Origin of the sequence: Micromonospora orduensis, assembly GCF_006228125.1 — a bacterium.
GTDB classification, from domain to species: Bacteria; Actinomycetota; Actinomycetes; order Mycobacteriales; family Micromonosporaceae; genus Micromonospora; species Micromonospora orduensis.
On record NZ_VDFY01000155.1, the window covers coordinates 38931 to 50762 of the forward strand.

Consider the following 11832-nt stretch of genomic DNA (forward strand, 5'->3'; position numbering starts at 1 on the left):
TTCTCGGATGCCGAGGGCTCGCCCATCGCGTTATCGGGAGCGTGGCGTTCCCGATCAGCCCCGCGTTGGCGGCTAGTAGTGGTCGTCGATCGGTCGGCGAGCCTCGTCGAACAGCGCCGGGCCTTCGTACCGCACCGGGGGCAGCGGCGGCGTGGCCGGCTTGACCTGCTCGAACTGTTCGGCGGACAGGGCGTACACCACCCGGCCGAGGCCGGAGCGGTCGATCGCGGTCGCGCACATCGGGCAGGGTTGGCAGCTCGTGTACATGGTGGTGCCGGCCGCGACGTCGGGGGCGAGTTCCCGGGCGGCCCAGCGGGCGAGCTTGAGTTCCGGGTGGGCGGTGATGTCCGAGTCGGAGACCACTGTGTTGTGGTCCTCGATGAGGATCGTGCCGTCCGCGCCGACGAGCAGTGAGCCGAACGGCCGCTCGCCGGATGCCCCGGCCTCGTCGGCCAGGTGTACGGCGCGGCGGAGAAACTTCTCGTCGTCAGGTGTCATCGGTCCTCCTGGGATCTGCGGTACGCGGCCACGGCCGCGAGGGTCTGCCATGCGCGTCCGGGTTGGCGGATCTCGGTCAGGTCGCCGTTGAACGGGTCGAGCACCACCGTCTCGGCGCCGAGCAGTCGGATCCGGTCGAGGTCGGCGAGGATCTGCTCGATGGTGCCGACACCGGCGAGCCGGTCCGGGGCGGTGACCGGTTCGCGGGTTTCCTGGAGCGCGATGCGCGGCGTCATCGGGGGTGCCTGGCGACCCAGTTCGTCGGCGATGGCCTGGAGTCGCCCCGTCGCCTCCGTCAGCCATCCCGGCGTGAACCGCAGCGGGTGCCAGGCGTCGCCGAGTCGTACCGCGCGACGCATGCCGGCGTCGCTGTTGCCGCCGACCCAGATGGGGATCGGCTCCGTGTCGTAGTCGTCGGTGTCGCTCCAGGCGTCACGCATGGCGTGCAGGTAGTCGTCCGTGAGCGCGCCGCGCCGCCGGAACGGCACGCCGAGCGCCTCGAACTCCTGCCGGGCCCAGCCGACGCCGACGCCGAGGACGAGCCGACCGCCGCTGAGCCGGTTGAGGTTCGCCGCCATCCGCGCGGTGAGCAGCGGGTGCCGGTACGGGACGATGAGCACCGTGGTGCCCAGCCGGATCCGGCGGGTCAACCCAGCCAGCCAGGACAGCGTGGTGAACGGCTCGTAGAACGGCGCGGGATACTGCTCGGCCACGTCCGGGGTCACCGCGATGTGGTCGGAGACCATCAGCAGGTCGAAACCGAGGCCCTCGACTGTCTGCGCCCACTGCCGCAGCATCTCGGGATCGGTGCCGGGGGCGAAGTTCGGGACGTTCACGCCAATCAGCACGGGTTCAGGCTAGTCAGCGGACATCCGGCTTGTGAACATCATTCCCACGGACGTGGCCGCGCGGCCGGCTCGACGGGCACGGTACCGAGCGATGTGGCGATCACTGTCGTAACCGTAGCGAGGAGAGCGGCTAGCATCCGGGATCTCGACGTGAGGAGCCCGGATGACAGCCACGACCCGGACCCGGTTCGGCCTCGTCGGCAGCGGTTGGCGGGGTGAGTTCTTCCTGCGCCTGGCCCGACTTCTGCCCGAGCGGTTCCACGCGACCGGGGTGGTCACGCGTACCGCGTCGCGCGGTGACGTGGTGACGGCCGGGTGGGGTGTGCGGACCTTCCGCACGACGGCGGAGCTGCTCGCCCACGAGCGGCCGGACTTCGTCATCGTGTCGGTGCCCTGGTCGGTGACGCCCGAGGTGACCCGTGAGCTGGTCGCGGCCGGCGTGCCGGTGCTTGCCGAGACGCCGCCCGCCCCCGATGTGGCGGGGCTGCGGTCGCTCTGGTCGGACGTCGGCGGCAGCGGTCTGGTGCAGGTCGCCGAGCAGTACCTGCTGATGCCCGGGCACGCCGCCCGCCTGGAGGTGATCCGCGCCGGGGTGGTCGGCGAGCCGACCTCGGTGCAGATCTCCTCGACGCACCTCTACCACGCCGTGTCGCTGATCCGTGGCCTGCTCGGCGTCTGGTACGACGCCGCCGAGGTCAGCGCGCGGGCGTTCGTCGCGCCGCTGGCCAACCCGCTGTCGCCCGCCGGCTGGAGTGGCGACAGCACCCCGCGGCAGCTCAGCACCACCCTCGCGACAATCGACTTCGGCGGGCGGATGGGGCTGTACGACTTCACCGACAACCAGTGGTGGAACCCGCTGCGTACCCGTCGGCTGGTGGTCCGGGGGTCGCTCGGCGAGCTGGTCGACGACCGGGTCGTCCGCCTGGTCGACCCGACCACGCCTGTGGAGTCGGCCCTGGTCCGGCGGCAGACCGGCACCGACCTGAACCTCGAAGGGCTCGACCTGAAGCACATCAGCTTCGATGGCCGCGTCGTCTACCGCAATCCGTTCGTCGGCAGTGAATGTCCGACGACGACATCGCGGTGGCGGACATCCTCGCTCGTACCGGCGCGTGGGCGCGGGACGAGGGTCCGGCGCCCTACCCGCTGGCCGAGGCGTGCCAGGACCACCTGGTCAGCCTCGCCATCGAGGAATCGGTACGCACCGGCCAGCCGGTCGTCACCGCCGAGGAGGCGTGGGCGCGGTAGTCCCTCGTACTGTCCGCCATCCGACCCGTGGCAACCGGGGCCGGGCCGTGCCTGTGTAGCGGATACCAGGCCGATGCCCGGGATGCCGGGCACAACACGGGGAGTGGAAATGACTCGCATCGCTCGACGCACGATTCTCGGCGGCGTGGCCGCCGGGCTGTTGGCCACCTCGCTCGGCGTCGCCGTCTCCGGTACGGCGACCGCCGCGCCGGTGGGCGCCTGCACGATCAGCACGCTGCCGTACCCGGCCGACACGTACCGCGCCGAGGCGAACGCCGTCGACCCGACGGGACGCTTCGTCGCCGGTGCCGCCCTGCGGGTCGATGACAGTGGCAACCAGTCCCTGCTGCTGGTCTGGGACCGTAACCGGCTCACCACGATCGAGTCGCCGATCCTCGGCGACGTCGTCGACGTCAACGCGCACGGTGTCGTCGTCGGCAACGGCTGGACCGGTGGCATCGGCCAGCCGTGGCGGTACCGCGACGGCCGTGTCGAGCAGTTGCCGGTGGTGCCGTCCTCCGGCGTCTTCGTGACGGGCATCAACAACGCCGGCGACATCGTCGGTCACGGCTCGGACGTCGCCACCGGGGAGAGCTTCGCGCTGCGCTGGCCGGCCGCCCGGCCGGGCACGGTCGAGGTGCTCGCCGCCCCGGCCGGTGCCATGGCCCAGGCGATCACCGCGAACGGCACCATCGTCGGTAACGCCGGGGCGTGGGGCAGCTGGTCGGCCTGGGTCCGTCGCCCCAACGGCCGGATCGACACCCTCGGGGCGTCGGGCGCGCGGACGGCGGTGGTCGTCGCGGCGGCCGGGCACTGGGCGGTCGGACAGGTCGACCTCGGCGGCAACAGCCTGCCCAATGTGCGGTGGGACCTGCGGGACGGCTCGTACGCGGCGCTCGACGAGCAGCTGACACTGGTGACGGACGTCAACGCAAGGGGCGTGGTCGTGGGCGGTGACCGGGTCGCGCGCGGCACCACCTCCCGGGCCCTGCCGGGCGGCGACGGAGCGGCCATCGGTGCCCGGTCCATCTCCGACGCCGGCACCATCGTGGGATTCCGCAACGACGACCGGGTCACCCCGGTCCGCTGGACAGGTTGCTGATCCCACCTCGTACAACAGTGGGGCCGGACGGGCCGGCCCCACTGTCGTACGTCAGGGCTTCCAGGAGCCGGCGGTCTCGAACTGGTGCTGGTACTCCAGCACCCCCGAGGTGTCGTGCACGTCGAACACGACGCTGCCGGTGCGCCTGCTGCCGGCCGTGAGGTCGGTGCCGGCGGGCATCGGCTTACCGCAGCCGGAGAACACCCCACCGACCGCGTTCTTCTCGGTGCCGTCGGCGGCGACCCACTGGAAGAAGAGCGGGTTCGCCGAGCCGGTGCCCCTGGTCACCGTCACCGTCACGTCGGCGATCACGTACATGCCCTCGTCCGGCTTGAGACCGTAGGACGTGCAGGGCTTGGTGGCGGTGCTGAACTTCGTCACGGTGATCTCGACGGTGCCGTCGTCGCCATCGATGACCAGGGTGTCCCCGGCCGACATGTTCCGGGTGTCGCCGTTGGCCGACCGTGGGGTCGGCTTCGGCGGGTCAGCCGGTTGCTGGTCGACGCCCCGGGTCACATCCGGTGTGGGCAGCGCCTCGGTCACCTGGTTCCCGGCACGGTTCGCGCCGATGACCGCCGCCACGATGCCTCCGGCGCAGCAGAGCAGGGTGAGCAGGGCCGCCGTGACCGCGACGGCCACGACAGTCGTCTTGGAGTTCTTCGGCGGCGCGGGCGGGGGCATGGTGAGCGGGTAACCGGAACCGCCGGCCGCCGGGTACGCGCCCCCGGAGAACGGCGGCGGTGGCCACGTCTGGTCCGGTGCGGGGGCGGTCGCGAACGGCGGCTGCGGTGTCGGCGGTGCCCACTGGTCCGATGTGCCCGGCTGCGGTGTCGCCGGGATCGCCTGCGTCGGCGGTTCCGGGTTCGGCTGCTGAGGGTCCTGCGGCCCGACGGGGGGCTGGGGGTGGGTCACCGTACTCCTTGGCGCCTCGGTACGTGCGGTTCGGGAACCCGCCGACGTTACCGTGCGTCGTCGACCGTCCTGTCGTCGCGCCGGAGCGCGTCCACATCCGGCCGAAACCGGCCAGGATGGACACTCGGAGGGTCAGCGTGGCAGCAGGACGGCGGCGGTGCGGGCCAACCCGTCGGCGACGACGAACCGCCCGCTGATCGTCGCCGGCGGGTCGACGACGTCGGCCGCGTCCACCCGGGCCGGTGCGATGCGGGCCGTGAACGTGCCGGCGTCCGGGTCCACCTCCAGCCGAGCGTCGTGGAAGTCGAGCCAGCTCCCGACGATCGGGTACCAGACCTTGTAGACGGTCTCCTTGGCGCTGAAGAACACGACAGGCCAGGAGGTGCCGGCGGGGAGCTGTGCGCAGGCCTCCTCCTCCTCGGGCAGCAGCACGAGTCGGCGTACCCCCTCGTTGATCTCGCGGTGCTGCTCGGCGTCCATCCCGACGGACCGGATGTCGGTGCTGCGCGCGGCCGCGGCGGCGCAGTAGCCGGTGGTGTGGGTGATGCTGCCGACCACCCCGGCCGGCCAGACGGGCGCGCGGTCGGCGGCGGCCGGGACGGCCGTCGGCGGGAGCCCCAGGACGGCCATCGCCCGGCGGGCGCAGACCCGCCCGGCCGTGAAGTCCCGTCGGCGGGCCTGCACCGCCTGTTCGCTGAGGCCTGCCTGTTCGGCGGCGAGCAGTTCGCCGGCCCAGTCGTCGGCGGTGGCGACTGCCACAGCGACCGACGGCGGCAGGAGGTCACGCACAACAGCCCCCTACCGACGGGTAGTAGCGAGGCGCACGCTCAACCGTCAAATTTCCGACTCCCACGACCGCCGAAGGTACCGCAAAGATGTAACACCGGAGGGACGCGTCGCGCCCTTCCTGATGGCTCCGGGGGGACCACCATCAACTACTGGCCGGGCACGGCAGCCGCCAGTCCGTGGACATCTGGAGAGGACATGCGATGACCGATGGTGCGGAACGGCCGGGGGGGCGGGTTGACGATCACGCCCCGACGACCCCCGGCTGGAGCTGCGGCTCCTGCGGTGACGAGTGGCCGTGCGCGACGAAGCGCAGCCGGCTGCTGGCGGAGTACGGGGGTGACCGGGCGATGCTCAGCGTCTATCTGGGCTCCTGTCTCGCCGCCGCCACGGAGGATCTGCGCGCCGCCCCGGTGATGTCGCTCCAGGACCGGTTCATCGGCTGGCTGCCACGCGGCACGCGACGCGCCTGAAGACGCCGGTGGCCCCGCCGTCGGGCGGGGCCACCGGGCGGGCGGGCCGGCTCAGGCGCGCCGGGGCCGCCGGGTCAGGGCGAAACCCACTACCCCGGCCACCGCGGCGAGCACGCCGCCGACGCCGGTCCAGATCCAGCGCGAGCCGAGATCCGGCAGCCAGTCCGCGGGCCCGTCGCCGTCGTCGTCGGCCTCCGGGTCCACCGGGGGTACGGCGTTGAGCACCGTGCCCGCCTTGGTGTTCGGCACCAGCGGCGCGGCCAGTTCGCCGTCGTCGGCCGAGGCGCCCCGGTCGGCGATGGTGCCGACCAGCAGGTCGACGTCGATCGGCGCGCCCAGGTCCGGCTCCGGCAGGTCGATCACGGAGAGCCGGATGACGTACGTGCCGGGCAGCGGATCGGCCGACCACGGCTCCGCCCAGGGGCGTACCTCCCGCAGCGTGCAGCCCAGCGCCACGCTCGACGTCTGCGCGTCCACGGTCGGGGTCTGCGCCCCGGCGGTGCACGCCTGACGCCGGCGCAGCCCGTCGAAGACGTCGACGGTCCAGGTGGAGGCGCCGCCGCGCGCCTTGGGGAAGGTGACGGTGGCGTTGATCTCGTGCACCTGACCGGCCGTCGCGGGAAACGACCAGTAGAGATGGTCGCCGATCGAGGCGTCCACCCGTACCGGCTGACCGGCGGTGATCGGGGTGGCGCTGAGGAACGACGTGCCGGCCCGGTTGACCGGCGTGGCGCCCGGCGAGGGGGTCGGTGCGGCGGCGGCCGCGGCGGGCAGCAGCGTGGCCCCACCGGCGGCGAGCAGCGCCGCCATCGACCGGAGCAGTGCGGTACGCATCAGTTCTCCCTCCAGGTGGCGACCCACCAGCGGGTGAGCAGTCCGGCGAGCAGGCCGGTGAGCAGTCCGGCCACGGTGAGCAGGACGAGCAGCATCCAGCCCCGGCCGAGGTCCGGTCCGTTCGGTGCGGGCGCGGCGGCGACCACGTCGATGGTCAGCTCCACCGGCATGCCGGGGGTCGCGGCGGTGCCGGGGCGCGCGGCGAACGAGTTGCTCACCACGAGGCACACGGTGGTCGGCTCCACGACCGGCGTCGAGGTCTCCTCGGCCTCGGTGGCGTCCTCGTCGTCGGCGGTGGCCGACCAGCGCAGCCCGGCGGAGAGCACGTCGGCCCGTCCGCTGCCGGCGTCCGCGCCGCGGACCAGTTCCCGGCCGTCGGCCGCGGTGGCCCGCAGCAGCACGCCGTAGTCCCGGTTCACCGGCCGGTCCAGCGCCATGCTCACCGATGCGCGCAGCTCCTGGCCGGGGCGCACCGGCACCCGGTACCAGCGGTGCTCGGAGAACGCCTCCCGGTCGGCGTACACACCGGGGGCGAGCAGCGGCGCCGACGCGCAGGCGTTCGCGCCGCCGACCACTGTCGGCGCCCGGGTGTGGGTGTCGCCGGCGCGTTCGACGAGTTGTTTGATCCGGCCGGTCAGCTCCTCGGCGCTCTGCGCGGCGGTGTACGTGCCGCCGGTCGCCCCGGCGATGCACAGCAGCTGCCGGCGGACCTTCTCGTCGGGTGCCAGGCCGAGGGTGTCCACCACCAGGCTGGTGCCCTGGGCGGCCAGTTCCCGGGCCACCTCGCACGGGTCCGGCGGGGCGCAGGTGTCCTCCCCGTCGGTGATCAGCACGATCCGGCGGGTGGTGGCCCCGGTGCCCAGGTCCTGCGCGGCGGAGCGCAGCGCCAGCCCGACCGGCGTGAACCCGGTCGGTCGAAGTGTCGCCACGGCCGCCTTGGCCGCCGACCGGTCGACCGGGCCGACCGGCACGATCTGCTGGGTGTCCTGGCAGCCGACCTTCTTGTCCTTGCCCTTGTACGTCGCGCCGAGCACCCGGATGCCGAGCTGGGTCTCCGCCGGCAGCGCGTCGACCACCTCGTTGAACGCCTGCTGCGCGACCGAGATCCGGCTACGTCCGTCGATGTCGGCGGCCCGCATCGAGCCGCTGACGTCGAGCACCAGTTCGACCCGGGGCGGCTCGGCCACCGGCTCCTCGTCGTCGGCCGCCGCCGGGGCGGGCCCGGTCAGCGCGGTGGTCGCCAGCAGTCCGAGGAGGACGGCCGCCGATCGTCTGAAGTTGATCACGGCCCGCAGTGTAGTGAGATCCACTTTGGATGATCACCGGGGTGGCGGTTCCGTCCCAGGCGCTCCGACAGGCTCTCGACCGACCTGCCCCGCGCTCTGGGTCCACGCCAGGTCACCCTCGGTCAACTGTCGGAGGACGAATATCGGATCGGCCACCAACCGTCGGAAATCTGACCCAAGTCGACCCGTTGTGCCGGTGGTGCGCCGTGGTTAAGCTCTTCATGCGCGCCCCAATCGCCCGCTTCCCCCGTGGCAGGCGATCGGGGCGCGCGTCTTTGTCGAACGGGCCCCCACGCTCGCAAGCGTGGGGGCCCGTCTTCGTCGCGCTGTGCGGCGCGTCGCCTGCCGGTGCCTATATCCAGCGGCCGTCCAGCCACATCCGGGACAGCCAGTCCGAGTACGGGATCAGCTTGCCGACGAAGATCGGATAGAAGTACGCGAAGCAGGCCGCCACCAGCAGCACGTACGCCCCGGCCGCGATGCTGCCGACGAGCCGCCTCTCGTAACCCGGGTCGCCCGGGACCAGCGGGGCCACCTCACCGACCTCACCACCCGCCGGGGCGATCAGCGCGCCCAGCACGTACACCACGGCGAGCACCAGGAACGGCAGCGCCGGCGCGGCGTAGAACGAGAACATCGTCCGACCCTGGAACGCGAACCAGAACCAGGGCAGCAGCCCCGCCGCCACGGTCAGCAGGATCGCGCCGGCCCGCCAGTCGCGGCGGGCCACCCCGAGCCAGACCAGCGCCACCAGGGCGGGCAGGAACGACCACCACAGCAGCGGGGTGCCGAGCAGCAGGATCTCCGAGGCGCAGCTCGGCGCGCCGCAGGCGCCATCGCCGGACCAGTGGAACGCCACCGGGCGCCCGAGCAGCAGCCACTGCCACGGCCACGACTGGTACTTGTGCGCGTCGTCGAGCTGGGCGTGGAAGCCGTACGCCGCCCGGTGGTACTCGAAGAGGTTGATCAGCGGCCCGATCACCGGGCGGTCGCTGAGCGGGGCGTTCGGGTAGGACGACGCGAGCCGGTAGTAGCCGTCGTCGGTGAGCAGCCAGCCCGACCAGGTGGCCAGATAGGTGCCGACCATGAGCACACCGGCGAGCACCAGCCAGGGCAGCTCGTCGAGCAGGGTGTCCCGCAGGGGCCGGCGGACCCCCGCCGAGCGGCGGACGCCGACCTCCCAGAGGATCACCAGCAGCGCGAAGACCGGCACGAAGTACAGGGCGCTCCACTTCACCGCGCAGGCGCAGCCGATCAGCACCCCGGCCGCCAGCCGCCACCACGGCCAGGTGCGCCACCCGGTCGGCGGCCGGCCGGCGCGGCCCGGTCGGCTCGGGTCGAGCCCGTCGTCAAGCGCGCGTGCCCAGCGCCGACGGCTGGCGTCCCGGTCGAGCACCAGGGCGCCGAAGGCGGCCAGCACGAAGAACAGCAGGAAGATGTCGAGCAGCGCCGCGCGGGACAGCACCAGGTGGAAGCCGTCCAGCGCGAGCAGCAGGCCGGCCGCGCAGCCCAGCACCGTCGAGCGGAACATCCGCCGGCCGATGCGGACCAGCAGCAGCACCGACAGCGTGCCGATCACCGCCGCCGAGAACCGCCAGCCGAACTCCGGCGCGGTGGTGAACAGATGCCCGGGGACGGAGACCCGCGAGTCGGCGTCCTGGTACCCGAAGGCCCACTCGCCGAGGCCGATGAGCCACTTGCCCAGCGGCGGGTGCACCACGTACGACGGGACGTTGTCCTTGTAGTTCCACTCGACGCCGCGGCTGATCAGCCCGTAGCCGTCCTTGGCGTAGTACGTCTCGTCGAAGATCTTGCCCTTGGGGCTGGACAGACCGACGAAGCGCAGGATCCCCGCGATGGCCACCACCACGGCGGTGGCCAGCCACGAGAACCGGTCCAGTTGGCTGTCGACGGTGGCGAACCGTCGGCGGACCACGGCGGCCACCCCGCCGCCACCGGCACTCGGCGCGGCCGGCTCCGTATCGGGGCTGTGGTCGCTCGTCGCCTCGACCATCTTTGCCGGCTCGGCGCTCGGGCTCTGCGCTGTCGACGCACTCGTCACCCGGCGATCGTAGGCTGCCAAGGTGTCCGGTGGCGCCCATCGTCCCTGATACCGGTATCCGCTGTCGATGAAGGAGACGAATTCGTGGGTGAAATGTCCGAAGCCGGACGTCTGATCCTGCTCGGCGCCCCGCTCGGCAACCCCGCCGACGCCTCGACCCGGTTCCGGGAGGTGCTCACCAGCGCCGACGTGGTGGCCGCCGAGGACACCCGGCGGCTCACCCGGCTGGCCCGTGACCTCGACATCACCATCGGCGGCCGGATCGTCTCCTACTTCGAGGGCAACGAGGAGCGCCGCACGCCCGAGCTGGTCGAGGTCATTCTCGGCGGGTACGTGGTCGCGCTGGTCACCGACGGTGGGATGCCGAGCGTCTCCGACCCCGGCTACCGGCTGGTCCGCGCCGCGTTGGACGTCGGCGCGCCGGTCACCGTCGCGCCCGGCCCCAGCGCGGTGACCACCGCGCTGGCCGTCTCCGGGCTGCCCTGCGACAGGTTCTGCTTCGAGGGATTCCTCCCGCGCACCCCCGGAGCCCGCCGCACCCGCCTGCGCGCCCTCGCCGCCGAGGAGCGCACCCTCGTCTTCTTCGAGGCGCCCCACCGGATCGGCGCGGCGCTCGCCGACCTGGCCGACACGTTCGGCGCGGACCGGCCCGCCGCGCTCTGCCGCGAGCTCACCAAGACGTACGAGGAGGTGCTCCGCCGTCCGCTCGGCGAACTGGCCCGGTGGGCCGCCGAGGGGGATCCGCGCGGAGAGATCACCCTGGTGGTGGCCGGCGCGCCGGCCATCCCGCAGGAACGCCCCGACGACGACACCCTGCGCGCGGCGGTCGCCGAGCGCGAGGCGGCCGGCCGCTCCCGCCGGGACGCGATCACCGACGTCGCCACCGAGTACGCGCTCCGCCGCCGCGACGTCTACACGATCGTGCACAGCTGACCTCGGCTCGCCACGACGGCTGATTCACCAGGCGGCGGCGAGGAACCCGAGGGTGATCAGCGCGGGGCCGGCGAGAGCGGCGGCCACCGCCCACCGCCGGTGCCGCCGCCCGGGCAGCCGGGTCGACCCGGTCCACCGGGCGATGCCGGCGGCGCAGCCGAGCACCACCAGCAGGCCGGGCAGCCAGCGCAGGTGCCGGGCCAGGCCGGTGTCGGCGTACGCGGTGCCGGCGTCCGGGCCGGTCATCCGCGCCGGCAGCGACGTGCCGGGCGCATCGCGTCCCGCAGGAACGCCGCTGACCCGTACCCCGTGCGCCACGAACCGCCCGTCGTCGGCCGTGAAGATCCCCCGGCAGCGCTTGTTGAGCCCGGCGCCGGTGCAGGCGTCCACCACCACCGTGCCGACCCGGGCGTGCCCGACCGCGAGCCAGAACGGGCCGGCGCTCACCCAGGCGAAGAAGGCCACGACCAGGCTCAGCAGGACCAGCGCGGTGAGGCTGGGCAGCGGGTCCGGCGGTCGGGGGGTACGCGCCGGCGAGCGGCGCCCCGACGGGCCGGAACCGCGCTCCCGCTCCGCCGCGGCGTCCTCCCGGACCGGCGTGCCGTCCCAGTGCACCTGCTCGATCGGTGCCCAGAAGGCGCTGTCGTCGTCGGCCGGCGGGGCGCCGTCGGTGCGGCGGGCGTCGCGGTGCCGGCGGCTCTGCTGCCGTACCGGCACCCGGCGGGGCACCGCGTCCACCGGCGCACCAGTGGTCGGCTCCACCTCGACGGCCTCCGCCCGGTCATGCCCGGTGGGGGTCGCCGGCGCGGCAGGCCGGGCCGGGCCGGGCACCAATGCCGCCGGGCTGGGA

At 73.2% G+C, this 11832-nt stretch carries 11 protein-coding genes; 3 read left to right on the plus strand and 8 right to left on the minus strand.

Annotated elements, in window-relative coordinates:
- Window positions 1-72: 72 nt before the first annotated feature.
- Together FHG89_RS15040 and FHG89_RS15045 are read right to left on the minus strand one after the other, a co-directional pair.
- On the minus strand, window positions 73-498 hold the full coding sequence (locus FHG89_RS15040; protein WP_139585004.1) for a nucleoside deaminase: 426 nt from the start codon (window positions 496-498) through the stop codon (window positions 73-75).
- Window positions 495-1346 (minus strand): LLM class flavin-dependent oxidoreductase, encoded by an 852-nt coding sequence (locus tag FHG89_RS15045; RefSeq protein ID WP_139585005.1) that lies wholly within the window; start codon window positions 1344-1346, stop codon window positions 495-497. Before FHG89_RS15045 ends, FHG89_RS15040 begins: the two co-directional genes overlap by 4 nt.
- A 163-nt stretch (window positions 1347-1509) precedes the next feature.
- On the opposite strand from FHG89_RS15045, the gene FHG89_RS33775 reads away from it, so the two are divergent.
- Complete coding sequence (locus FHG89_RS33775) at window positions 1510-3696, plus strand: Gfo/Idh/MocA family oxidoreductase (protein ID WP_244295468.1); 2187 nt, start codon at window positions 1510-1512, stop codon at window positions 3694-3696.
- A 51-nt stretch (window positions 3697-3747) separates the two neighbouring features.
- On the opposite strand, the gene FHG89_RS15060 is transcribed toward FHG89_RS33775, so the two are convergent.
- Entirely contained in the window at window positions 3748-4608 is an 861-nt protein-coding gene (locus FHG89_RS15060; RefSeq protein WP_139585007.1) for a DUF4352 domain-containing protein, read from the minus strand.
- A 132-nt stretch (window positions 4609-4740) separates the two neighbouring features.
- Entirely contained in the window at window positions 4741-5397 is a 657-nt protein-coding gene (locus tag FHG89_RS15065; RefSeq protein ID WP_139585008.1) for a 4'-phosphopantetheinyl transferase family protein, read from the minus strand.
- Between the two features lie 200 nt (window positions 5398-5597).
- Between FHG89_RS15065 and FHG89_RS15070 the strand changes: the two genes are divergently transcribed.
- A complete protein-coding gene (locus FHG89_RS15070; RefSeq protein WP_139585009.1) occupies window positions 5598-5867 on the plus strand; it encodes a hypothetical protein in 270 nt (89 codons plus the stop codon).
- Window positions 5868-5918: 51 nt separating this feature from the next.
- Here the strand turns inward: FHG89_RS15070 and FHG89_RS15075 are convergent, their stop codons facing one another.
- The 3 genes from FHG89_RS15075 to FHG89_RS15085 form a co-directional block, all read right to left on the minus strand.
- A complete protein-coding gene (locus FHG89_RS15075) occupies window positions 5919-6701 on the minus strand; it encodes a peptidase (protein ID WP_139585010.1) in 783 nt (260 codons plus the stop codon).
- A complete protein-coding gene (locus FHG89_RS15080; RefSeq protein WP_139585011.1) occupies window positions 6701-7987 on the minus strand; it encodes a VWA domain-containing protein in 1287 nt (428 codons plus the stop codon). Before FHG89_RS15080 ends, FHG89_RS15075 begins: the two co-directional genes overlap by 1 nt.
- Before the next feature lie 352 nt (window positions 7988-8339).
- Complete coding sequence (locus tag FHG89_RS15085) at window positions 8340-10001, minus strand: dolichyl-phosphate-mannose--protein mannosyltransferase (RefSeq protein ID WP_244295472.1); 1662 nt, start codon at window positions 9999-10001, stop codon at window positions 8340-8342.
- Window positions 10002-10142: 141 nt separating this feature from the next.
- Between FHG89_RS15085 and rsmI the strand changes: the two genes are divergently transcribed.
- On the plus strand, window positions 10143-10982 hold the full coding sequence (gene rsmI / locus FHG89_RS15090) for a 16S rRNA (cytidine(1402)-2'-O)-methyltransferase (protein ID WP_425280179.1): 840 nt from the start codon (window positions 10143-10145) through the stop codon (window positions 10980-10982).
- 24 nt (window positions 10983-11006) lie between these two features.
- On the opposite strand, the gene FHG89_RS15095 is transcribed toward rsmI, so the two are convergent.
- On the minus strand, window positions 11007-11832 hold an 826-nt coding region (locus FHG89_RS15095; RefSeq protein WP_341874261.1), incomplete at its 5' end, for a hypothetical protein.